The sequence below is a fragment of the Psychrobacter sp. DAB_AL62B genome, assembly GCF_028895345.1.
Lineage (GTDB): Bacteria > Pseudomonadota > Gammaproteobacteria > Pseudomonadales > Moraxellaceae > Psychrobacter.
The window spans coordinates 78,419-101,927 of sequence record NZ_SAXC01000001.1 but is presented as its reverse complement, the minus strand read 5'-3'; the positions used below and the strand labels follow the sequence as shown (position 1 = coordinate 101,927).

Here is a 23,509-nt window from a genome sequence, read left to right as displayed (position 1 = left end):
TAATGATTTCGGTGTATTTATAAATATACTGTGATTGCTGTAACAATATGATCTGGATATTCAGCAGAATAAGGTAATAGATAATTTGTAGTAATATACACTCCTTCTAGTATATCTTCTGATTCCAACGGATTTGGCTTTAGGTAATGAGTATCTCCATGGCCATAGTAAAAATCAAATCCAAGTTCGTATTTCAGTAGATCAAGCCTATCCCCTATTTTTAATTTTTTTAACAAATACCCTGAATATTTGCTCATTACATGTATGCCAGTTAATATGGATTCATCTCCACTGAACTCTAAAACTATATTATTATCCCAGTAGCAATAAATCTCATTTATATGTATACCACCTATAGTCATCTCATCTCTATGGAAAAAAAACCATAAATTATGAGTTGATAGCACATCACATTCTTCCTTCGTAGGTTTATAAATATGTTCTGTGCTTTTTTTAAAATAGTCAAAACTTATCCCTAACTTTATACCAGCAGCCTGAATACCTGGAACAATATCTGCGTCCATTACTGGTTCTATCTTTATCATTGAATTACCCATTGACTGTTTTGATCTCTGCTAACGATTTCGTAGTTATTAATATACATACAATACTAGCAGTTCGAAGCCTGTATAGCGCACCGATCACAGATAGAATATGTATGTTAGGTACACTACGAAGTACACTGTGACTATTTCCGTAAGTTGAAACCTTGATAACATTAGCCTACAGCCAAAGGTTCAAGTCCTTACTAGGGTACCGAACCAGTGAAGGCACCAGTATCTACGTGCTAATATCTATCTGAAAATCACAAGTTGTACCTAACCTACAAGTTATTTATTACGATTTACTGTAAATATCCATGTTCTTTAAGTTCTTCTGTCGTTAGAGGCACGGAAGTCACATAACCTTCTGGTTTACCACCTTTCAAAAATCCTGAATAACTGCAAGCAAGGCATAAGAAAGAAAGAGGACTATAGCCTTCGTATCTTGTCAATAACACTTCGCCACCACCTTCCGAACCACAGTTTGGACATATATAATCTTTCAGTTCAAAATAAAATAAATGCTCTATATCACTTCTAAGAAACATTGCGAATGTATCTATATCTTGAAAGTTTATAGATACTAGACGATTGACAAGCGATTTTACTCTTTCTTCACTAATACTAGCTTGTTCTATTGGATAACAATCTGGATCTAAATTCTTATAATTCAAAAGTTCATAATCAGAGACCGGCGTACTGCTAAAAATTTCTTCATATTCATTAAGCACATATATAATAGTCTTAGAGTATAACAAGGGAGTATTGTTTTTCATGTTAATAAAACTATTCTTGATAAGATCAAATTCTTTGTTGTATTTCATCATTAAAAGCCTTTAACTGGAAAAATTGTTAAAACTACTCAGAATCTTAAGACCTGCTTCCAACACTCTATGTAATCCATGAGGTCTAACTTTATATGAATTTAACCCAAATATTAACTTTGTCTTTTATAATCCTTTGCTTTCTAGTATTTTTCACTCCAATCCTTCCACTGTTTGCCTCTTACTTTATTTCTAGGTAAGGTGCTTGTGATTGTCTTATCCGCTGTTATGTCCTTACCCCAATTTGTTGCCCTGACTGCTATCAGAATCTGTTTTAGTCTTGACCGTACTACCAAGCTCCTTTACCAAATCTGCCATCAACTCCTTATCCGTATGTCTGCTCAAAAAATCCAACAGATTATCAGCTGTGTATTTCTTTAAACCCTCTACTGCATCATTCTCTAAAGCATCTACTAGAAAAGCACCGAGTAGTATTTTTTGTCGTGTTAGCTTCTTATCTAACTTTTGTTTTTCTCTATTGATCTTAATCTCAAGCTCATTAATCTTCTGCTGTTCCTTTAGATCATTACCGCCTAGTAAGCCCATAAGTCTTCCTTAAATTAGCAAATCTATTTATTCTTATAACAGACGTTATGACAAATGAATTTAGAACCGAAAAAGTTATCAAGTAGATAACTATAGAGATATCTCACACCATGCTATTAGTTTGCATATATAATTAATGACATCAATAGTAAGTAGAAAAAAGTCATGCCACTGCTTAAGTTTTCGGTCGTAAATAAAACAACGATTTTTTTAATAGCGGCGATGTTCTCCGCCTCGGCTATGCCAATGGATTTTAATCAACCAGAACGATTAGCCTATCAAGGCGATGCTATATCTCAATCAAACCCTGAAGTGATGTACTACAAGGGGCAAAGAGAGCGTAAGAATTATATTGAATCAGCTAAATCTTATCAAAAATTTGCCGACAAGGGTGGTGTTAGAGCTCACACCGTCTTTGCAATAAATATAACAATAGCCAAAATATGCGTCAAGATTATATCAAAGCAAGTGAGTTGTATTGAAAATTAGCCAGCTAATGGAATACTAGTGCTCAATATAGTGTTGGCAATTACTACTACAAGAGCAGAGGTGTGCGTTAAAATAAAGATAACGCAAACACACTTTCGAATATTAAATAAAAGATAGTTCGCATTTCTAACCATACACTAGCCAAAATAATACCGCTATCCTACCCTTTTATATAATTACTAATGCTTCTTAAGGTATTAAAAAAGGACGCCGCAGCATCCTTTTTTATTTTAGGTCAAAGCTAATAAAAACCCCATTCTAATGGTGCTCACCAGGTAAGATTCTAGCAAAGGCACGCTGCGCAAGGTTTGGTTTTTTATCAGTAGTTAGACCAGCGCGGGTGCTTGGGAAAATACGATAGCCTATCGATTGAATACCAACGTTGATCGCTGGTGCTAATGAATAAGTAGCAGAAGCAAATTTACCCATGTTGCTAGCGATACTGTTTGGTTTATGAACAATCGCCTTTGCAACCATCATCGCCGCTTCATCAGGCATAAGCGCAGGCATATAACGATATAGTTTAGTCGGCTCAATCATCGGCGTACGTACCAATGGCATAAAGATATTGGTGATTGTTACATTATCACCTTTTACTTCAGCGGCGAGGCAACGGCTAAAGGCGTCCAATGCCGATTTCGATGCAACATAGGCAGCAAAACGCGGACTATTTGCCAATACACCAATCGATGAGATATTAACAATTTGACCAGTCTGACGTTCAATCATCGTCGGCAAAAACCCAAGGATGATTTTGACGGCACCAAAGTAATTAATATCCATAGTGCGCTCAAAATCATGGAAACGATCAGTAGACTCGTGAACCGAACGGCGAATCGAACGACCGGCATTATTTACTAATACATCAACATGACCGAAATCAGCCAAAATTTGCGCGCTGACTGTTTCAATGGCATCCATATTGGTCAAATCACAAGGATAATAACTGGCCTTACCACCAAGCTCCTTAATACGTTCTTTAACGGCTTTTAGCTTCTCTTCAGTACGTGCCAATAAGATAACATGAGCACCGCATTCACTGAGTAAAAAGGCTGTACGCTCACCAATACCGCTTGATGCCCCTGTGATAATAATGTGCTTATCTTTGACCGCTTTAATGATTTCTTTTTTTGAGGGATTGGCCATGAAACATCCTTTTAAGAATTAGACTTCCGTTAATGTTCGCCTAAAGAATAGCAAATATAGTTGGATTAAAGGTAATAAATAAGCCGTAAAGCCCATTTATTTTGATGGTTATTAGTATTTAATAGCGTATTAACCCGTTTATTGCTCAAATTGTGAGTTTTTGCTCGTTATTCGTGAGCGTGCAAAAAGGCTTCGACTACCCGAAACTGACCAGCGGTGCTTTCTTCACCATACATGGCTTGTCGAAAAGCATTAGAGTTGGGAATGCCTGTGGTATACCAGGCAATATGCTTGCGAGCAATTCGGCAGCCTGAGTATTCACCATAAAAACCGTAAAGCTCCTCTAAATGCGCCAGTACAATTTCTTTTATCTGGCTTACGCTAGGTGCGTCAAGACTTTCGCCAGTACGTAAAAAATGTTCAATATCACGAAATATCCACGGTTGCCCTTGGGCAGCGCGTCCAATCATGACCGCATCACAGCCGGTCAACTCATAAACACGCTGCGCTTTTTGCGCACTATCAATATCGCCATTGGCGATTACTGGAATACTAATGCTTTCTTTGACCTCACGTATCAGCTCATAGCGCGCTTCACCTGTATACATATCTTCACGCGTGCGTCCATGAATGGCAATCGCCGCAATACCAGCTTGTTCAGCTCGCTTTGCTACACGCAGGATGTTCTCACGTCCATTCTCATAGCCCAATCGCGTTTTTAAAGTAACGGGTGCATCAACAGCATTGACAGCGGCGTCCAATAAACGCGCTACCAAATCCTCATCTTGTAATAATGCCGAACCTGCCAGCTTACGGCAGACTTTTTTGGCCGGACAGCCCATATTGATATCAATAATTTGCGCGCCATTATCAATCTGATAACGAGCCGCTTCTGCTAACTTATCAGGTTCAGCGCCCGCTATCTGCGCAGAAATAGGTGCTATCTCATTATCAAAGTTGGCACGGTATAGCGATTTTTTGCGCGCATACAGTGCCGTATCAGCGATAATCATCTCGCTGACTGCATGACCAGCACCAAACGATTTACACAATCTGCGGAACGGATTATCTGTCACGCCAGCCATCGGCGCGACTATCAGACGGTTTTCAATCGTCAAGCCGCCAATCACTAATGGTTGCAATAAAGGATGGTCAGAAACTGACAAAGACAAAGGTAAAACGGAAGAATCAATAGACATAAAAAACGGCTTGCATCCTAATGAAAATAAGTCAATGAAAACAAGCCGTTATTCTAAGCATTCTTAATATTATTGCAAGTTATTAAAGCAAGCTACTTATCAAACACACTACCCTGCTCTAAGGTAATATCATCATCATGCTCTTGCATACGCCAAGGTAAAATATCCGGCGAAACATTAACGAAGTGTAGATATTTTTCAAATTGATCAATAATGTCATTAATTACTGATTCAGACTCATAACCATATAAATCATAAGTCTGGCCACCACGGCGCAGATATACTTCAGCGCGATGATCATGCTGTTGTGGTAATTTATCAGCGCCCTCTTCAGTGTAATAATCCGGTGTGTCATGCTCAGACAAACGTACCTCATACCAAAACTCAACACCATCGCCGCGTTGCAGCTCTAGTACCGCACGATTATTAATTGCATCGTAATTGACATGAGTCGTCCAGCCAGTTTCTGTAAATTTCTCAGAGACTTCTACCATCGAAGGCATAATAGTCTCTTTGATATAGTTCAAGACTTTATCGCGAGTTGGCTGATCGGCCATATAGTCAATGCGCTCACGCCATGCGGATGGCTTGAGCAGATGTGGCGGAATTCTATTATCGTTATCTAGACTCTGGTTACGATGCCCTTCAATACGTAGCGCGCGCCACATACCAAATATCGAAATTAATATAATAACGGCAAACGGTAACGCGCTGACAATAGCGGCTGTTTGTAGCGCTGTAAGACCACCGGCTATAAGGAGAGCAGCTGCTACCGCCCCTTCAGTGACCACCCAAAACGTGCGCTGCCACCATGGTGTATCGCTACGTCCGCCAGCTGCTAACGAGTCAATAACCAATGAACCTGAATCCGATGAGGTTACAAAGAAGGTAATAATTAATAGCACCGTCAATGATGAGACAATCTGAGTAAAAGGTAAATTTTCTAATAGCTTAAATAAAGCAATCGCTTGGTTGTTTTGTACTTCAGTAATCAGCGATTCATAGCCATCGACCATAATCATATGTAGCGCAGTATCACCGAATACCGAAAACCAAAAGAAAGTAAACAAGGTCGGCACTAACATCACACCTAACACAAACTCCCGAATGGTACGACCACGGCTAATTTTGGCGATAAATAGACCGACAAATGGCGCCCATGCAATCGTCCATGCAAAGATAAATAGTGTCCAACTACCGATCCAATCACTCGATTGATACGCTTGCAAGCTAAAGGTACGCTCAACGATATTACCCAAATAACTGCCCGTATTTTCCATAAAGGCATTAAGAATAAATATGGTGGGGCCAACAACAAATACAAAAAGCATCAGCGCGGTTGCCAATACCATATTTAGAATAGACAGCCGCTTCACGCCTTTATCCATCCCTGCTAACACCGATACCAAAGCGGCCGCTGTAACCAACGTAATAATGATCACCTGAACCGTGTTACTAACCGGAATCATATCTGGTAGCAGATAGTTTAAGCCGGCATTAATTTGCGATACTGACAGACCTAAACTGGTCGCGATACCGAACATCGTGCCCACAATCGCAAACACATCAACGGTATGACCGATAGGTCCATAAATCTTATCACCAATTAATGGATATAATGTTGAGCGTATCGACAACGGCAGCCCATGGCGAAAAGAGAAATACGCCAATGACACGCCTACCACCCCATAAATCGCCCAAATATGAAAGCCCCAATGAAAATAAGCAATTTGCATTGCTTCTTTGGCGGCTTCAATAGTTTGCGGTGTCGATAACGGTGGACTAGCAAAGTGTATTACCGGCTCTGCTACTCCGTAGAATAGCAAGGCTATGCCATAACCTGCCGAAAACAACATAGCAAACCATTCAAGAAACTTATACTCAGCTTCGGCATGGTCAGGCCCTAACTTAATATTGCCATAAGGTGAAAATGCTAGAAAGATAATAAACATTAAAAATATGGCCACTGCCAACATATAAAACCAACCGAAAGTATCGGTGACAAAATTCAGCACGGTACTAAATAGCTCGCCAGCTGCTTCGGGATTAACCGCAGTGCCGATCACTAATAGCAGCATAATGGCTGCTGCCGGTACAAATACTGGCAATAAAATGGTGGAACGGGATGACTTACTCTTCATAAAGATGTTCTCATTAAAACGGACACCTTAAAGAAACCTCTAAAATCAGTTTCTTAAAAAGATATATCCTCAAATTATTCTTAAGGTGTTAAAAAACGATGCTTTGTTTAAAACCCTAAAATGGAATGAGCAATAATGTCAAAATAAGCGACAATGCTCAAATAGGCGATAATGCCCAAGTAGAAGTAATGTTTACCACAAACCCTTTATAAACCCCAGTATTGATGTTAGTTTGTAACATTACTTTAACGTTTATTACATGACTATTACCAAGTAATAAAAAAGGCAACTTGTTAGTTGCCCTTTTATAATTATTGAGAAAATCAATTCTTTATACTGTTTTGATTAAGAAAATTAATAGGAAACTTCAAATTCAAGCGTTAATAATAGCTGCCAACTGCTGAGCCTGCTCTGCCAATTCGTCTTGATTGGCCATCTTGATAGCATGCTTACCTAATTCATGGATACTAGAGGGAATCAGGTGCACATGGTAATGAAAAACGGTCTGTCCCGCTTCAGAACCATTTAACTGCATTTGAATAATACCTTCACGTTTAAACACTTGACGCTGGGCCTGCATAATTTTTTTACAAGTCATCAAAACAGCTGCTGCATACTCAGGTTCAAGATCAGCCAAGTCAACCGCTTTTTGCTTAGGGATGACCAATACATGCCCTTCTGCTTGCGGCATGATGTCCATAAAAGCGAGGGTTTTATCGTCTTCATAAACCTTATGATATGGAATATCACCGTTTAACATTTTGGCAAAAATATTATCGTTATTATAAGCAGTATCGTCATAGGTAGTTTGCTGATTAGCTTGGCTCATTTTTATTCCTTAATGATTTATAGGTACTGAATGATAAATAGGTCATGAAATTATGTCATAAAATATAGTGGACGAAATATAGGTTAAGCACAAGTGCCTGATAAAGCAACGACCCAAATCCATCTATATAGAAGCCAGCTTGGTTGATGATTAATTTATTGACGAGTCATACACTATAAATGTTATATTAATCCTCTATTTTAATAACCCTACGTTTATGGATTTGACAGCCTTGCCCACTCAATCATCAGATAATCATGACACTTATTCAGAACCTCACAATACAGCAACGGCATCTGTATTAGATAACGCTATGGCTGATAGCCATGGACAAGAGGCGTCTACTATCGCGAATAGTACTCAAATCACTGATCCTAACGCTATTATTTTAGCTGAAGCGGTGACCGATAAGACAATCAGTTGGCAGATACATAATTGCAAAATCAGTAAAAAGACCGTCACGCAAGATTTGCCGTTACCGTTTTTATATCACTATGATAGCTTAGAGGACAGTATCAAACAGACCCATCCGCTAATACCCGTTTTACTTGCTAAATTTAATACGCCCATGACTGCTGCTGAGGCCGCTAAGCTGATTGGTATCGACGAAGCACTCATATCCAGTCCGTGGCATGTCAAAGTGATTGGCTCATTGGTGGTATTTAGCGAGGTATTACAGTTAGCCGTTCGCCTGCATTGGACCAATACTGGCAAAGACACCCAGCAGATTTATACTCAAAACGAAGCTGACGCTATCATTACTGCTTTTAAAGAATGGCAGTTTTTTGGTCGTATTGACGTCCTCTATAAAAACGATAAGCAAACACTAGTCAGTATTGATGAGCAAGCTGAAAGTAATAAGCAGCTACTTACTATTGACGCCAGCGCTGACTATCAGTTCCTGCCAGCAACTCATGCATTGGTCGTTATCGCTAAGCTAGAAACAGATAAAACTGAGCTACCTTGGTTTGAAACCGCCATTTTAGAGCGTCTTGCATAAATTTTTGACCCTCAAGTCTTAATGATTATCGTCTAATTATTTTTAGTTACTCATATCTAATGGTATGGTAACGACCTAGTATTATTCAATAGTACTCACTCTCTATAAAAAGCACACTATTAATATAAAACCTAAAGGTGAAAAATTTAAGTCACCTCGCCTCATTGTAAGGAATATCACATGGATTATCGCTCAAAAACCTCTACCGGCGGTCGTAATATGGCAGGTGCGCGAGCACTATGGCGCGCAACTGGCATGACGGATGATGACTTTGGCAAACCTATTATTGCTATATCCAACTCATTTACCCAGTTTGTACCTGGGCATGTGCATCTGAAAGACTTAGGACAATTGGTCGCGCGCGAGATTGAAAAAGCGGGCGGCGTCGCAAAAGAATTCAATACCATTGCAGTTGATGACGGTATTGCCATGGGACACAGCGGCATGTTGTACTCATTGCCGAGTCGTGACTTGATTGCTGACTCTGTTGAATATATGGTCAATGCTCACTGTGCAGATGCATTAGTTTGTATTTCTAACTGCGATAAAATCACCCCAGGTATGTTGATGGCAGCCATGCGCCTCAATATTCCAGTGGTATTTATTTCAGGTGGCCCAATGGAAGCGGGTAAAATCATCGCCAGTACCGTGGCACACAGTCATAACAATGACGGCGGAAGTGATGCGCAAAGTGTTGACAATAAAGGTAATGCCATTCGTAAGCTTGACCTCGTTGATGCGATGATGGATGCCGCTGATGACAGCATTAGTGATGAAGATGTGTTGGCGATTGAAAGCTCAGCCTGTCCGACTTGTGGTTCGTGCTCAGGTATGTTCACCGCCAACTCTATGAACTGCTTGACCGAAGCATTAGGATTGGCTTTACCGGGTAATGGCTCACTATTGGCAACGCACTCGCTACGTCGCGAGCTATTCTTAGAAGCGGGTCGCACTATTGTTGCACTAGCCAAACGTCGCTATGAGCAAGATGATGATTCGGTGCTACCGCGCTCAATCGCCACTAAAGCGGCCTTTGAAAATGCCATGACCTTAGATATTGCAATGGGTGGCTCAACCAATACCATTTTGCATCTGCTTGCTGCTGCTAACGAAGCCGAGGTTGACTTTAAGATGCACGATGTTGACCGTTTAAGTCGCGGTGTCCCTTGCCTTGCCAAAGTTGCACCGGCTTCACAAAAGTATCATATGGAAGATGTGCATCGTGCTGGCGGTGTATTTGCGCTATTAGCCGAGCTTGATCGTGCCGGCTTGCTCAAAACTGACTTGCCGACCATTCATAGCACGACGATGAAAGAAGCGATTGATAAATGGGATATTATGAATCCTGACAATCTTGAAGCGCGTGCACGCTACATCGCAGCTCCAGGGGGCGTACGTACCACTCAGGCATTCTCACAATCAAAAGAATGGTCAAACCTTGACGTCAACCGTGAGTCAGGTTGTATTCGCAGTGCCCAGCATGCTTATTCAACAGATGGTGGCCTGGCGGTATTGTACGGTAATATTGCGGAACGCGGTTGCGTGGTCAAAACCGCTGGCGTCGATGACAGTATCTTAGTCTTTACTGGTCGTGCGCGTATCTTTGAGTCACAAGATGACGCAGTCGCCGCCGTATTAGCTGACAGCATCGTCGCCGGTGATGTAGTAATCATCCGCTACGAAGGCCCTAAAGGTGGTCCGGGTATGCAAGAAATGCTTTATCCGACTACTTATCTGAAGTCTAAAGGTTTGGGTAAAGAATGCGCACTCTTAACTGACGGTCGTTTCTCTGGTGGTACATCAGGCTTATCAATCGGTCATGCCAGCCCTGAAGCCGCTGAAGGCGGTGCGATTGGTTTGGTTGTCGAGGGCGATACTATTCATATCGACATCCCAAATCGTACGATTAACATGCAGGTGAGTGACGCAGAATTAGCTGCTCGCCGCGAAGAGATGGAAAGTCGTGGTCGTGATGCTTGGAAGCCTGTGAGCCGAGAGCGTCATGTGACACCTGCGCTACGTGCCTATGCGGCGATGACCACCAGTGCGGATACTGGCGCGGTACGTGATGTGAGTCAAGTAGAGCGCTAAACGAGCCATTCAATCACAACCTTTTTAAACAGTCGATTATTATAGAGTAATCCAAAGCCTGCGCTATGCAGGCTTTTTTTTCACCAAAAAACAACGTAGGCGTTATTCTGATAACGTTTATTTGCGGTATTGCAAGGATTTTACCGTCATTATAAACACCTATTGATAACGGCTATGTTATGACAAGCGCATGGTCTGTTATGCAAATATATTAAATATCATCCACAACAGCCTTTTATTTTGATAAATAACTGACATTGATCGTTAATTTCAAATTATTGAATAAACATAACAGTGTGCGCAAACCTTATGATTGAAAATTATAATTTATTCTTATTGGTCTGCGGCATTGCCTTCTTATCTGGCGCTCTGTTTCCTATCCTTTTTAAACGCACTCCCATCTCATTGCCTATGTTACAGGTGAGCTTTGGCTTACTAATGGGCTATTGGTGGACGAGTCTGGCGTTTCTTAACCCTATCGATAATGGTCTAATTATCGAAAAATTAACGGAAATTGTGGTATTAGTTTCTTTGGTCGGCGCTGGTATCAAAATTGATACCAAGCTATCTTGGCAACTATGGCGCCCAACGATACGCCTATTGATCATCACTATGCCGATTGGTATTTTTACGATGGCAGTCTTAGGCTACTATGCCTTTGGTATGACACTGGGCGCAGCAATCTTATTGGGCGCCGTACTTGCCCCTACCGATCCCGTGCTGGCATCAAGCATACAGGTTGGGCCACCTAACACTGGTGGCGAAGATACACCGCGTTTTACGCTAACGTCAGAAGCTGGATTGAATGATGGCTTGGCGTTTCCTTTTGTCTATCTCGCGATTAAGATAGCGGAAGCCTATAACGGAGGACAGCGTTTTACGGGTGAGATGCTTTGGTCATGGTTTACCCACGATGTGCTCTGGAAAGTTAGCGCAGGTTTGCTGGTTGGTATTATCGTTGGCAAAGTAATGGCAAAACTGGTGTTTTCGAAGTACAGCCGTGAGACGACTATTTCTCAAGGCTATGTAGTGATAGCCCTCACTCTGCTAGCATATGGACTGGCAGAATATGTTCATAGCTACGGTTTTATTGCGGTATTTATAGCAGCATTTGTATTCCGCCGCTCAGAACATGAGCATAGTTATCATCATAAACTGCATGATTTCGCTGAACAATCAGAAGGTTTGCTGATGTCGTTGGTACTCGTCATCTTTGGCATGTTCCTTGGTCAAGGTCTACAAGCTGGGGTCGAGCTGACGTGGCGCGTCTATATTGTCAGCTTCACTTTTTTATTGCTGATTCGCCCGCTTGGGGGGATTATTGCCTTATCCGGACTTAATCTACCCCGTACTGAAAAGTATGCTATTTCCGCACTGGGTATTCGCGGTATTGGCACCTTGTACTATTTGTCTTATGCACTCAACCAAGGATTTTTCAACGATGAAGATGCCCTGAAACTTTGGATAGTATGCTCAATTGTGATTTTAACGTCTATTTTTATCCATGGTTTAAGCGCAGCAAGGCTACTGAAAATGACACCAAATAAGCCGCATCAATAGCATTAACCGTACACCTCAAGACTGATATTCATAAAAATTTATGCCCATTAAATCTCAGAATCAACCAACGCTAATACTGCTTCAGTCAGTGCAAACTGACGGATATCATTGAGCATAGTCACATCAAAGTTATGGATAAAGGCAAAAGACAATTGCCGCGCAGGGTCACACCAAGCAACCGAGCCGTTATAGCCCATATGACCAAAGGCTTGCTCAGTATCATTTTCAGTATTATTGTTAGTATCTTTTATAACCTCATTAAAACCATCACTTTGGCAGATACTAAATCGACGATGATAGCCCAAACGCCAATCCATATGGGCTGGCATCACCGCATCCATGCCAGTGACTTGCGGCGTTGATAATTGTTTAAAAGTTTTCTCATCAATCAGTGTCTGCCCTTGCCACACGCCGCCATTGGCTAGCATTGCATAGATAGTCGCTAGGGCGTGCGCTGAAGCCACGCCATTCGCAGCAGGTATGATTGCCTGTAGCGTCTGTTTATCGTAATAATCAATAGGTTGTTTATTAGCCAGCACAAGGGCGGACTTATAATTTTTGAGATTGAGCTGACTGTTATTAAAGTATAATCGATTGATTTTTGCCGTATCTAAGCTTGGTATTTCATCAACAATTTCACTATCCGTTTTACCTGCTGTTATTTGATTTTTTATCGCTTTTTTCTGCCAACAAGCATAGCTTGGTAAGCTTGTATAAGTATGTAGAGTATTTTCAGAGTCCGCTCTTAAGACTGGTTTACTACGGCGAGGACGCGTTTGTGCTGACTGCTGGCGGCTCTCTTGACCGCCCTCTTGCGCTACTACATCAAAATTCTTAACCAATCGTGCAACCTTGCTTACTTTGCTGTCTGGTACGCCAAAATAGCAGCTATCTACAATGCCCAAAGGGTGCGTCAAATAATGACGTAACGCCTCAGCCAATGACATATCAGTGACTGCTTCTATCACGCCTCCTAATACCCAGCCATACACCAACGCACTATAAGCGCTGTCATATAATGCGGCATCTTCAGGTACGGTTGTTGGCATTGCTGCGACTTTTTCGAGCATTATCCCCCAATCAAGCACTGTGTCATTATCTACCTCAATACTCTGAATCGAAAATACATTGGCCTGATGAGACATAACGTTACGCAAGGTAATTTGCGCTTTTCCTTGTGCTGCAAAGGCTGGCCAATAATGAGCAATCGGCGTGTCATAATTGAGCATTTTCTGCGATACCAAGACATGAACCAGTGTCGCTAAAATGCCTTTGCCGGTAGAAAAATTAAGCGACAACGTATTAGAACTCCATGACAAGTCTGATCGTGCCATACCGACACTCGCCTGCGCGATACACTTCCCAGCTTGGTAAACCACCAGCGCGCCACCTGCTGGTGCATCATCAAGCTGTAAATCCGTTAGTAGCTGCTGTAAGCGTTGCTGAATCTTAGGATTGATATGTTTATTAGAGTCTTGTTTATTATTTTCATCATTATTTATCATGACTTCCTCGTTTTTTATCAAATATTACGTTTTTATCGAGTATCTAAATGCTCAAAAATAAAGGTTTATGATATAAGTTTGCTAATAAAAAAGGCCACCTATTGGTCGCCTCTTTGTTATTCAGTAACAATTATATTTTAGCGCGGTACTAATAAACGATTATGCACTTCTTCTGCAAGTTTGGTGAGACCATGACTGCGTCCACGCTCCATAGCCGTATCCATTTTACGCCCACGTAGCCAACCGGCTCGCAGCGCCATTACTGCTCCAGCACGATTACCAGAGCCACAATGCATGGCTATTTTTTTACCATGATGCTGACGTAATATATTATCAAATGCCAATATTTTAAGCTGCTTTAAATCTTCGACACCGCTGATAGGTAACTGCTCATAATACATACCTGCGCGCTCAACAGCTGCGCGCTCATCAAAGCTCAACTCATCATCAGGTTGTAAATTGATCACCAACTCAACCCCAGCTGCTGCCAAGGCCGCCACTTTTTCGTCATCGAGCGTACCGCATACAATGGTATTTTCATCAGGGCGAAAATAAGGCTCGAAAATAGCTGCGAGATTGATGCCGTTATCAGCAACAGTATTGTCTTTAGGCTCATTAGCAGCGCTTTGGTTTATAGCTGCTGAGTTATCAGCTTGGGTTGAATTAAGCGCATTTTCAAGTAAAGTCATAATTATAAATTTGTTCGTTAGATAGGGCTATTAGGATAGAAAAATCTTAATTTACTGGTTTGCATCCTGCAACTTAATCACACCTACAAGATGCGGCTTGTCGTTTTTAGAGCTAAATAGCCCAAACTCACAACTGTCTTCTGCGCTTTGCAACTGCGCCACCGAATCAGCGATAAGCTCTACTTCTGCTGGCAAGAAAATAGGTAGCTTAAATGATACTTCAACCGTGCAAGCATCCGGCAGCTCATCCATCATTGCCAAACATTTGGCTTTTGACCACATGCCATGAGCGATTGCTTTTGGAAAACCAAAGGCGCGCGCTGATAGCGGATGCAGATGGATAAGATTAAAGTCGCCTGAAACAAACGCATAACGACGACCGATATCTTCTGGCACTTCAAAGATACTATGCACACCCTCTTCATTGACTGTCGGTTTAACTGTCACTGGACGCGGGGTACTTTTTTTATCCTTACTACTGGCAGGTTTTTTGCTACGGGATAAATAAGTAGACGTCCCCTGCCATATGATTTCATCCTGTGATTTTACAGTGGTAACAAAATCAAACTGCTGACCTTGCGCATGATCACGTAAATTATCAAACGTCACCGCCATTGCAACCGTTTCACGCTCGCCAATAGAACGAAACTGGGTCACGCTATTATCAACGTGTACCAAACCTAACATGGCAAACGGAAATGGCTCTTTGACCATCATGTTCATCTGCAAGGTTTGTGATAACACAGAAAAATACGTAATAGGCACTTTGCCGTTGTCAGCAAAGCCACAAATCTTACGGTAATCGTTAAGATTGCTTTGATCGATATGCAAATCGTCCACATAGTAAGTCGCTTGCGGCAACTCATCGCGACTGACTTTACCATTGCCGATAGGCAATAAACTTTTTACAATATTAGCATAGGTAGTATGCGCTTTTGGCAACGCATCATAATGTTTGTCTGACATAATAAATCCTAAGTAGGGCTTGAGCAAATTTTATGGCTGCATCTAAAAAGTTATAAATTCGTTGATTGAAATGTATGGTTTAACAATAAAGTAGAGGCTATCTTTAATCAATATGATTATTTTTAATTAAAGTAATAGTGGTTTACCAGAGTGAAAAATCATTCAACTTATTATTACTGTGTTTTTATCATAAAAAAGCCACCCTTGGGCAGCTTTATTACAATTTATCAGCAATTTTTTCGTAAGCATATGTGAGGTAAATCAAAATCACACTTGATAGCATGTATTTATCGCAGGCTTATTTATCACACATAGCTATTAATCAATCGATATTATGCACCCAGTAAGCTTTGACCACAAACACGAACCGTATTGCCATTTAGACCGCCAGAAGCCGGTGATGCAAACCATGCAATGGTTTCAGCCACATCTACTGGTAAGCCGCCTTGGCTCATTGAGTTCATACGGCGACCAGCTTCACGAATGGCAAATGGAATCGCTTCCGTCATTTGCGTTTCGATAAATCCTGGGGCAACAGCGTTGATCGTCATGCCTTTTGCATTGTCTTCTAGCTGCTTAGCAGTTGCATTAACCAAGCCGATGACACCTGCTTTAGAGGTGGCATAGTTGGTTTGACCTAAGTTACCAGCAATACCTGAGATCGATGACACACAAACAATACGAGCGTTGTCTTTTAGCACATCATTATCAAGCAAGTAGCGGTTCAGCTTAGCGATACTGCCCAAGTTGATATTGATAACCATATCCCACTTCTGCTCATCCATATTGGCAAGCGTCTTATCACGAGTCACGCCAGCGTTATGAATAATGGAATCTAGTCCACCACGTTTTTTCGCCGCTTCGGCGATTTCTGCGCCAGCTTCATCACTAGTGATATCAACCATTAAGGCAGAACCACTAATCTCACTAGCGACTTTCTGCAAGTCAGCTTGCTGCTGCGGTACATCCAAACAAATCACATGTGCGCCTTCACGAGCTAAGACACGGGCGATTGCTTCACCAATACCGCGACTTGCTCCAGTCACTAGCATGGTTTTGCCGCCTAAAGGCTGCGTCCAATCAACATCAACAGCATCGCCTTTACTAACACGTACGACCTGTCCTGAGACGTAAGCTGAACGGGCTGAGGTGAAAAAGCGTAGCGTTGAATCTAGATTCTGCTCTGCGCCTTCTTCAACATAGATAAGCTGGGCAGTAATACCACGTTTAAATTCTTTACCAACAGATTTCACGAAACCTTCAAGCGCACGCTGAGCCAATGCCGTTTCGATATCAGTGATAGCTTCTGGTGGACGACCAATGACGATCACTCGACCTGATTTCTCTACACGGCGAGCAACGCTATGAAAGAACTCATAAACTTGTTTAAGATCAGCAGCATTACTGATATTACTGGCATCAAACAATAAAACTTTGAATTTATTATCACTGCCAGTATTAGCTTTTGCTTTAACGCCCGCATCAGAAAGCGCATCCTTCGCGTCATCGCCACTGTTCACAAATACTTCAGTGTGAAGTTCTGACAAAATACGCGCCACTGACTCACTGATCGTTTTATCAGCACCATCCGCACGGCCAACTAATACACTACCGCGTACCGAAGGTTGACCACTATCAAAACGATCAAGATCTACTGGCATAGGCAAGCCTAAATTTTTCGCTACTTTTTTACCAATAGAAGACTGAACAAAATCACCATAACGGTCTGACATAATATAATCCTATAGTTAACGGTTAAAATAACAGTAAACAAAAATGCAATGCGCCTATTATAGAGACTCACCTACATCATCATTCATAAAAATTATTAGTATTTAGTAAATGGGTGTAAATCTGCCTTAACTATACACTTCCATGATAAACAAGTCCAAAAGCTACTAATGTCTATAACAATCTGTAAACAAGCCAGTATACAAGATGGCAACTTTTTCTAGCTTCAAAAAGCCTTATCTTGTGCTAAAATCAGACCTATAAGTTATGGCAAACTCATTTATCGATAACAATATATTATCAAACGCACCGTTATGCAATGCCTTTAATCAATACTAGCCAGTTTATAAGGCTTATATTGATATCCATCAAAGCTTGCAACGACTGCAAATAAGCGTCACATCGTTTGCTAAAGATATACAGTAGGGCTATAAAAAGCGCCTTATGATCAGCAACGATGTTGTGTAATATGTGCCGCAATAAATGCTAATATCTGCATATGTTGTTTAAGGTGTTTTGAGCTTGCTCGAAAGGTTCTAAATATCTTTTTATTAATATCTCTCTTTTCTTCTACCCATACTTTTTAAGGATAATATTATGAGTAATAAAAACAATCACCCAGATAGCACTGTTGTTAAAAGCCCTGTTGTTGAAGCTACTGTTGTTAAAGCTACTGATGCTAAAAGTACAGATACGGCTGCTGCTGATAAAGCCGCGACTGATACGAAAAAAGCTGACACTAAGGCTACAGACTCAAAAGTAGCGAGCCCTAAAAAAGAAACGCCAGCGAAAGATAGCAAAAGTACTGCTGCTAAACAAAGCAACGATAAAGCTAATAACGACAAAGACAGCACTGATAAAAAAGATGCTGATAAAAAGGTCGAAGCGACAACTGCCAAGAAAACAACCACAGCTGCTAAAAAAGCCAGTACCACCAAGCTTAGCTCAGGTCAGCATCGTGTGGCTATATTAGGTGGTAACCGTATCCCATTTGCACGCTCAAACGGTAGCTACGCTGATGTTAGCAATACTGATATGCTAACGGCTGCATTGGATGGTCTGATTGAACGTTATAATCTACAAGATGAAAAAATTGGTGAAGTGGTTGCTGGTGCAGTCATGAAATTAAGCCGCGACATCAACTTAACTCGTGAAGCGGCCCTAAACACGGCGCTTAACCCACATACCCCAACTTATGATATCTCACAAGCTTGTGGTACTGGCTTGCAAGCAACATTTGCCTCCGCCAATAAAATCGCCCTTGGTATCATCGATTCAGCCATTACTGGCGGTGTTGATACAACCTCTGATGCTCCTATCGCGGTCGGTGATGGCTTACGTAAAGTCTTGATTAAATTGGGCGCCGCTAAAGACAACAAACAACGTCTAAAAGCATTAATGGGTCTAAATCCAAAAGATTTAATCGATTCACCACAGAATGGCGAGCCACGTACTGGTCTATCAATGGGCGATCATCAAGCGATCACCACGCTTGAATGGAACATCAGCCGTGAAGCGCAAGATGAGCTTGCCTTTAATAGCCATCAAAACCTAGCACGTGCTTATGACGAAGGTTTCTTTGATGATTTAATCACCCCATATAAAGGTTTGACTCGCGATAACAACTTGCGTCCAGACACCACTTTGGAAAAACTGGCCAAGCTAAAGCCTGTCTTTGGTAAAAAGAATGCCAAACCAACCATGACTGCTGCTAACTCTACCCCGCTGACTGATGGCGCGTCTTGTATCCTATTGGGTACTGACGAGTGGGCTGCAGCACATGGCCTAAAACCATTGGCTTATATCGTCCATCAAGAAACAGCCGCTGTTGACTTCATCGGTAAATCTGGTGATACAGAAGGTCTACTGATGGCGCCTGCTTATGCCGTACCGCGTATGCTTGAGCGTGCTGGTCTAACTTTACAAGACTTCGATTTTTATGAAATTCATGAAGCGTTTGCCTCACAAGTACTATCAACCCTTGCTGCATGGGAAGATGAGAAGTTCTGTGAAGAGCGTTTAGGTCTTGATGCGCCATTAGGCTCTATCGATCGTAGCAAACTAAACGTGAATGGTTCTTCACTTGCTGCAGGACATCCATTTGCTGCTACTGGCGGTCGTATCCTAGCAACTGCTGCCAAATTACTGGATCAAAAAGGTTCAGGTCGTGCGCTTATCTCTATCTGCGCAGCGGGCGGTCAAGGTGTTACTTGTATTCTAGAGAAGTAAGACTCGCTGTTACTTAGCTAAGCTATTGTTTAGCTAAATAGTAGCTCGTTATAAAAGCACCCTTTAATCCATAGATTAGAGGGTGCTTTTTTGTCTTAATGAAAAGATTTTTAAAACGATAAGGCTAATAGCGCTAATAACAACGTATTTAACAACCTAATATCCAACAAAATAGTGATGAAATAGTTAAATAATTAGACAGCCAAACAGTTAGACGATGAAAAATAGCCAATACATAGCTTCATCATTAGATATGTTAAAGTAAAGGTCATACCTATAATAACCATAAAAATATCTATCAGGAGCTTACTATGAACAATCCCTTCTCAGCAAGTGGCCCCAAATCCTTAACAGCGCAAGGATCTAGTGAAATGACCTTACCTGAGCAAGTGACGTTCATCGAGCGGATGGATAAAGATCTCTTAAACGACGAACTACGACGCAAGATGCATCAAGACTTAATTGATAGTTATGATGAAGAACTTGAAAACGAGATAGATGATTATGTGCGCGACTTTCGTTTTGATGGTCGCGAGATGAGTGAGCAAGAGCGCCTAGATCGACGCACTTATTTTCAAGAGCTGGTACGCTTGCAACGTGAGCTTATAAAACTGCAAGATTGGGTGGTTGATCGCGGTGAGCGCATTGTTGTGATATTTGAAGGACGTGATTCTGCGGGTAAAGGTGGCGCAATCAAACGTATTACCCAGCGATTGAATCCTCGTGTTTGTCGAGTCGCAGCTCTACCTGCACCCACTGAACGTGAGCAATCACAATGGTATTTTCAGCGTTATGTGGCGCACTTACCTGCTGCTGGTGAGATTGTTTTATTTGATCGCAGCTGGTATAACCGTGTGGGCGTCGAACGTGTCATGGGGTTTTGTACAGATACGCAGTACGAAGAATTTTTCCAATCGGTACCGGAGTTTGAGCGTATGCTGGTACGTTCGGGCATTCGCTTGGTAAAATATTGGTTTTCAATTACTGATGATGAGCAGCATTCTCGCTTTATGAGCCGGATTCATGATCCATTGAAGCAGTGGAAGCTGTCGGCGATGGACTTACAATCACGGCGGCGCTGGGAGGATTATACCAAAGCAAAAGAGACCATGTTTGAGCGTACTCACATCCCTGAAGCGCCTTGGTGGGTAGTTGAGGGCAATAATAAAAAACGCGCAAGGCTCAATTGTATTGCGCATTTACTCGAGCAGATTCCTTATAAAGAAGTGCCGCGCGATGAAGTAGAACTGCCTGAACGAAAGCGCGACGATGAGTATTACCGCGAGCCTATCCCTGATGATATGTATGTGCCGCCGCGTTATTAGCACTCACATTGTCTAAAACTATACTGCTAATAAAAAACAGCCTTATAAAAGTATAAGGCTGTTTTTATGACATTATTTTTAATGAAGCCGTCTATTTAATATCCATCTTAATCACAGCACCTAGAATTACTGATAGGCATAAATGCTACATGGTATAAGTAGATTGTAAGCTGTCAATCTTACCCGCCAATAAGCGTTCGACTTCGTTTTTGATTCTTAGTCCAGACATATCAGTGCCAATTTGTACCGCAAAACCCGCTGGTCGACCACTTTGGGCTTTGGAATTAACCCAAACTACCTTGCCATTCATGGGTAAACGCTCGCTAGAATTGGGCAAAGTCACGGCAATAAACACCTCATCACCCAGTTTTTGCGCTCGGTCAGAGGGTACAAACAATGCGCCGTTAGTAACAAAGGATAGATAGCTTGCATATAACATATCCATATTTTCAATATGACAGGTTAAAATCCCACCACGTCCTGGCATTGCCATAGTCAGCTTCCTTTATCAATGAAGTTTTCTGTATTTTTCAATACATTGTTAATGGTATTTAAGCGCAAACCATAAATCTTAAATATGAATTTGATGCCACTAATCGTATTTTTTTGGTTTGCTATCTATTATAAATTAGCCAATTCTTGCATCAGCTTATCATAGGCAAATTTTTCTTGCACATTTTGTTGTAGTGCTATTTTCGTCTCTAGTAAGCTATGTACAAAAGCCTCTAGCCCAGTATCGATAGGTTTATAATCACCTAAAGTCGTCAAAAAATTAATGTCTTTTTGCAGCGCATCAAACCCTAAACAAACACGGCGGATATCAAGCAACATTAGCTCAGACAACTGGATAAACTCTGTAATACCGAGCTGGGTTTGCCAATAATCGCTTGCTGCTACGCTACTGCGTTTCCCGCTACGCAATGCCTGCCATGTTGTCAGCCAGAGCGCACGCTTGCTATACCACGGCGCATGAGCAAGTGCTATCGCCGCTAAAGGCGCACCATTCGCTAATTGTATAAGCTGCTCAATCGCAGCCGTGCCAATCGCTTCACGATTAACTGTACTACCCAACGTCTGAGTTACATAATCCAATGAAGTAGCAGGGTCAATCGTCTGTAATGCCAGCTGCTGCACACGACTTTTGATCGTCGGTAGCAACTGCGCAGGGGCATCACTAATCAACAATAAATGGACTTGTGCTTGTGGCTCTTCCAAGGTTTTAAGTAACGCATTGGCAGCAGCAATTGTCATTTTCTCAGCATGATCGAGCACACAAATCCGCATACCTTGCCCACCTTGATAAATAAAAGGCTGTAAGGCACGGATATCATCCACTTTTATCTTTAGTGCTGCATTGCTCGCAGCTTTAGCAGACTTTTTGTCTTTGCCAGTGCTATTGGACGCTTCTTCATTATGAGCATTATCGGCACTGACCGGCATACTGACAATTGGTAATACTTGTAAACTTGGATGGGTGCCCGATCTAAGCCACTGACAGCTCTCACAATCTCCACAAGCGCCGAGTGGATTGACATCACGCTTGCGGCATAATAGCCATGCCACCAAACGCCATACAAAAGCACGCTTACCCATTCCTTGCATACCAGCAGCCAAGAGCGCATGTGGTAAGGATTGCTGCGGCATTGATACTCGCTTCGTCAGCTGTGACCATAGCTCTTTTTGCCACGGTAATAATGGTGCAAAATAAATACTATCAGTCATAGGTATCGTTGGCGTCATAGGCGTCATTGGCATTGTACTTGTCGTTTCTGTCATGTTATTTATAGCCATCGCTCAATACTTTTGAATAAGGAATAATAATTTAGCATTTAACCAAAAACCATATTATTTTTACTTAGGCTATTTAATATCAACCGTTTTGAAAAGCTGACAAACTCATGGCATTTAAGCGGTCTAAATCTTCTTGCGTATCAACGCCTGCTGGAAGCGGACACGCTGCTGTTGCGATAGCAATATGCCCGCCATTTTCTAACACACGTAGCTGCTCTAAGCTTTCTAGTATCTCGAGGGGCGTTTGTGGCCAGTGGACAAACTGCTGTAATAGACTAACGCGATAAGCATATAGCCCTAAGTGGCGAAAGGCATTTTTTGGTGGTTGTTTATTATTCTCATTTGCTAATACGACATCACGCTCACAAGGAATCGCTGCTCGACTAAAATAAAGCGCCCGCTGCTGCTGGTTAGAAGTCTGACTGACGACTTTGACGACCGATGGACGTATAAAAGTATCATAGTCTTCGATCGGTTCACATAAGGTCGCCATCACGCTATCAGCATCTTGCATCAATAATGCTTTGACTTGCTCTAACAATAACGGCGGCACCAGTGGCTCATCACCTTGCATATTGACCACAATATCATGCGCAGACCAGCCTTTAATACTAGCAACTTCAGCCAAACGGTCGGTACCTGAAGCATGCTCGCTACTGGTCATCACGACATCAAAGCCTGCATCCATACATACCTTTGCAATACGTTCATCATCAGTAGCAATACACATATCATCAGCAAAATCAGCCAATTGTGCTTTTTCAGCCACCCAAAGTATCATAGGCTTGCCATGAATACTTAATAATGGCTTGTCAGGCAATCGCGTGCTTTTGAGACGCGCAGGAATGACAATATGAGTTTTGACTGGCGTAACTGCTGGCGACATGGTCTATTCCTAAAAAATTA

20 protein-coding genes are annotated in these 23,509 nt (G+C 41.8%); 6 read left to right on the top strand and 14 right to left on the bottom strand.

Going from position 1 to position 23,509, the window contains the following annotated elements:
• Positions 1-17: 17 nt before the first annotated feature.
• The 3 genes from EPB74_RS00390 to EPB74_RS00380 all read right to left on the bottom strand — a co-directional run bounded on the left by EPB74_RS00390 (position 18) and on the right by EPB74_RS00380 (position 1,912).
• Entirely contained in the window at positions 18-545 is a 528-nt protein-coding gene (locus EPB74_RS00390; RefSeq protein WP_274902181.1) for a hypothetical protein, read from the bottom strand.
• Positions 546-844: 299 nt separating this feature from the next.
• Positions 845-1,366, bottom strand: coding sequence for a hypothetical protein (locus EPB74_RS00385; RefSeq protein ID WP_274902180.1), 522 nt, complete (start codon positions 1,364-1,366; stop codon positions 845-847).
• 234 nt (positions 1,367-1,600) lie between these two features.
• Entirely contained in the window at positions 1,601-1,912 is a 312-nt protein-coding gene (locus EPB74_RS00380) for a mobilization protein MobS (protein WP_274902179.1), read from the bottom strand.
• Between the two features lie 165 nt (positions 1,913-2,077).
• Here EPB74_RS00380 and EPB74_RS00375 point away from each other — a divergent pair, with 165 nt between their 5' ends.
• Positions 2,078-2,401 (top strand): hypothetical protein, encoded by a 324-nt coding sequence (locus tag EPB74_RS00375; RefSeq protein ID WP_274902178.1) that lies wholly within the window; start codon positions 2,078-2,080, stop codon positions 2,399-2,401.
• Between the two features lie 258 nt (positions 2,402-2,659).
• Here EPB74_RS00375 and EPB74_RS00370 read toward each other — a convergent pair whose 3' ends face one another.
• From EPB74_RS00370 to EPB74_RS00355, 4 genes are all read right to left on the bottom strand, one after another.
• Complete coding sequence (locus EPB74_RS00370; RefSeq protein WP_274902177.1) at positions 2,660-3,547, bottom strand: SDR family NAD(P)-dependent oxidoreductase; 888 nt, start codon at positions 3,545-3,547, stop codon at positions 2,660-2,662.
• A gap of 167 nt (positions 3,548-3,714) precedes the next feature.
• On the bottom strand, positions 3,715-4,746 hold the full coding sequence (gene dusB / locus EPB74_RS00365) for a tRNA dihydrouridine synthase DusB (RefSeq protein ID WP_274902176.1): 1,032 nt from the start codon (positions 4,744-4,746) through the stop codon (positions 3,715-3,717).
• Positions 4,747-4,838: 92 nt separating this feature from the next.
• Positions 4,839-6,887 carry a BCCT family transporter gene (locus EPB74_RS00360; protein ID WP_274902175.1) on the bottom strand — a complete coding sequence of 683 codons (2,049 nt, stop codon included), beginning with the start codon at positions 6,885-6,887 and terminating at the stop codon, positions 4,839-4,841.
• Positions 6,888-7,260: 373 nt separating this feature from the next.
• The gene (locus EPB74_RS00355) at positions 7,261-7,716 is read right to left on the bottom strand and encodes an HIT family protein (protein ID WP_274902174.1); all 456 of its coding nucleotides are present in this window, start codon (positions 7,714-7,716) and stop codon (positions 7,261-7,263) included.
• 232 nt (positions 7,717-7,948) lie between these two features.
• Between EPB74_RS00355 and EPB74_RS00350 the strand changes: the two genes are divergently transcribed.
• The 3 genes from EPB74_RS00350 to EPB74_RS00340 all read left to right on the top strand — a co-directional run bounded on the left by EPB74_RS00350 (position 7,949) and on the right by EPB74_RS00340 (position 12,367).
• Complete coding sequence (locus EPB74_RS00350; RefSeq protein ID WP_274902173.1) at positions 7,949-8,716, top strand: hypothetical protein; 768 nt, start codon at positions 7,949-7,951, stop codon at positions 8,714-8,716.
• Positions 8,717-8,896: 180 nt separating this feature from the next.
• Positions 8,897-10,807, top strand: a complete 1,911-nt coding sequence (gene ilvD, locus EPB74_RS00345) for a dihydroxy-acid dehydratase (RefSeq protein ID WP_274902172.1) — start codon at positions 8,897-8,899, stop codon at positions 10,805-10,807.
• Between the two features lie 309 nt (positions 10,808-11,116).
• Positions 11,117-12,367: a cation:proton antiporter gene (locus EPB74_RS00340; protein WP_274902171.1), complete on the top strand. Its 1,251-nt coding sequence runs from the start codon at positions 11,117-11,119 to the stop codon at positions 12,365-12,367.
• Positions 12,368-12,414: 47 nt separating this feature from the next.
• Here the strand turns inward: EPB74_RS00340 and EPB74_RS00335 are convergent, their stop codons facing one another.
• From EPB74_RS00335 to EPB74_RS00320, 4 genes are all read right to left on the bottom strand, one after another.
• A complete protein-coding gene (locus EPB74_RS00335) occupies positions 12,415-13,872 on the bottom strand; it encodes a serine hydrolase domain-containing protein (RefSeq protein ID WP_274902170.1) in 1,458 nt (485 codons plus the stop codon).
• Between the two features lie 137 nt (positions 13,873-14,009).
• Complete coding sequence (locus tag EPB74_RS00330; protein ID WP_274902169.1) at positions 14,010-14,561, bottom strand: beta-lactamase hydrolase domain-containing protein; 552 nt, start codon at positions 14,559-14,561, stop codon at positions 14,010-14,012.
• Between the two features lie 51 nt (positions 14,562-14,612).
• Positions 14,613-15,527, bottom strand: coding sequence for a MaoC family dehydratase (locus tag EPB74_RS00325; protein WP_274902168.1), 915 nt, complete (start codon positions 15,525-15,527; stop codon positions 14,613-14,615).
• 332 nt (positions 15,528-15,859) lie between these two features.
• Positions 15,860-17,260 carry a 3-oxoacyl-ACP reductase gene (locus EPB74_RS00320; RefSeq protein ID WP_274902167.1) on the bottom strand — a complete coding sequence of 467 codons (1,401 nt, stop codon included), beginning with the start codon at positions 17,258-17,260 and terminating at the stop codon, positions 15,860-15,862.
• Positions 17,261-17,855: 595 nt separating this feature from the next.
• Between EPB74_RS00320 and EPB74_RS00315 the strand changes: the two genes are divergently transcribed.
• Positions 17,856-19,487 (top strand): acetyl-CoA C-acetyltransferase, encoded by a 1,632-nt coding sequence (locus EPB74_RS00315; protein WP_274902166.1) that lies wholly within the window; start codon positions 17,856-17,858, stop codon positions 19,485-19,487.
• A gap of 311 nt (positions 19,488-19,798) precedes the next feature.
• Complete coding sequence (ppk2, locus tag EPB74_RS00310; RefSeq protein ID WP_274902165.1) at positions 19,799-20,812, top strand: polyphosphate kinase 2; 1,014 nt, start codon at positions 19,799-19,801, stop codon at positions 20,810-20,812.
• Between the two features lie 145 nt (positions 20,813-20,957).
• Here the strand turns inward: ppk2 and EPB74_RS00305 are convergent, their stop codons facing one another.
• The 3 genes from EPB74_RS00305 to kdsB all read right to left on the bottom strand — a co-directional run bounded on the left by EPB74_RS00305 (position 20,958) and on the right by kdsB (position 23,489).
• Positions 20,958-21,305 carry a PilZ domain-containing protein gene (locus tag EPB74_RS00305; protein WP_089555242.1) on the bottom strand — a complete coding sequence of 116 codons (348 nt, stop codon included), beginning with the start codon at positions 21,303-21,305 and terminating at the stop codon, positions 20,958-20,960.
• Between the two features lie 128 nt (positions 21,306-21,433).
• Positions 21,434-22,588, bottom strand: coding sequence for a DNA polymerase III subunit delta' (locus tag EPB74_RS00300; protein ID WP_446740001.1), 1,155 nt, complete (start codon positions 22,586-22,588; stop codon positions 21,434-21,436).
• 94 nt (positions 22,589-22,682) lie between these two features.
• Positions 22,683-23,489: a 3-deoxy-manno-octulosonate cytidylyltransferase gene (gene kdsB / locus EPB74_RS00295; protein ID WP_274902164.1), complete on the bottom strand. Its 807-nt coding sequence runs from the start codon at positions 23,487-23,489 to the stop codon at positions 22,683-22,685.
• Positions 23,490-23,509: the final 20 nt, after the last annotated feature.

Bases quoted from the DNA above. Each gene is read 5' to 3' on its own strand.
- EPB74_RS00340 (WP_274902171.1), top strand. From the start codon at position 11,117: ATGATTGAAAATTATAATTTATTCTTATTGGTCTGCGGCATTGCCTTC.
- EPB74_RS00385 (WP_274902180.1), bottom strand. From the start codon at position 1,366: ATGAAATACAACAAAGAATTTGATCTTATCAAGAATAGTTTTATTAAC.
- EPB74_RS00300 (WP_446740001.1), bottom strand. From the start codon at position 22,588: ATGACAGAAACGACAAGTACAATGCCAATGACGCCTATGACGCCAACG.
- EPB74_RS00325 (WP_274902168.1), bottom strand. From the start codon at position 15,527: ATGTCAGACAAACATTATGATGCGTTGCCAAAAGCGCATACTACCTAT.
- EPB74_RS00355 (WP_274902174.1), bottom strand. From the start codon at position 7,716: ATGAGCCAAGCTAATCAGCAAACTACCTATGACGATACTGCTTATAAT.
- dusB (WP_274902176.1), bottom strand. From the start codon at position 4,746: ATGTCTATTGATTCTTCCGTTTTACCTTTGTCTTTGTCAGTTTCTGAC.
- EPB74_RS00315 (WP_274902166.1), top strand. From the start codon at position 17,856: ATGAGTAATAAAAACAATCACCCAGATAGCACTGTTGTTAAAAGCCCT.
- EPB74_RS00320 (WP_274902167.1), bottom strand. From the start codon at position 17,260: ATGTCAGACCGTTATGGTGATTTTGTTCAGTCTTCTATTGGTAAAAAA.
- EPB74_RS00335 (WP_274902170.1), bottom strand. From the start codon at position 13,872: ATGATAAATAATGATGAAAATAATAAACAAGACTCTAATAAACATATC.
- EPB74_RS00370 (WP_274902177.1), bottom strand. From the start codon at position 3,547: ATGGCCAATCCCTCAAAAAAAGAAATCATTAAAGCGGTCAAAGATAAG.
- EPB74_RS00360 (WP_274902175.1), bottom strand. From the start codon at position 6,887: ATGAAGAGTAAGTCATCCCGTTCCACCATTTTATTGCCAGTATTTGTA.
- EPB74_RS00380 (WP_274902179.1), bottom strand. From the start codon at position 1,912: ATGGGCTTACTAGGCGGTAATGATCTAAAGGAACAGCAGAAGATTAAT.
- EPB74_RS00305 (WP_089555242.1), bottom strand. From the start codon at position 21,305: ATGGCAATGCCAGGACGTGGTGGGATTTTAACCTGTCATATTGAAAAT.
- ppk2 (WP_274902165.1), top strand. From the start codon at position 19,799: ATGAACAATCCCTTCTCAGCAAGTGGCCCCAAATCCTTAACAGCGCAA.
- EPB74_RS00330 (WP_274902169.1), bottom strand. From the start codon at position 14,561: ATGACTTTACTTGAAAATGCGCTTAATTCAACCCAAGCTGATAACTCA.
- ilvD (WP_274902172.1), top strand. From the start codon at position 8,897: ATGGATTATCGCTCAAAAACCTCTACCGGCGGTCGTAATATGGCAGGT.
- EPB74_RS00390 (WP_274902181.1), bottom strand. From the start codon at position 545: ATGATAAAGATAGAACCAGTAATGGACGCAGATATTGTTCCAGGTATT.
- EPB74_RS00375 (WP_274902178.1), top strand. From the start codon at position 2,078: ATGCCACTGCTTAAGTTTTCGGTCGTAAATAAAACAACGATTTTTTTA.
- kdsB (WP_274902164.1), bottom strand. From the start codon at position 23,489: ATGTCGCCAGCAGTTACGCCAGTCAAAACTCATATTGTCATTCCTGCG.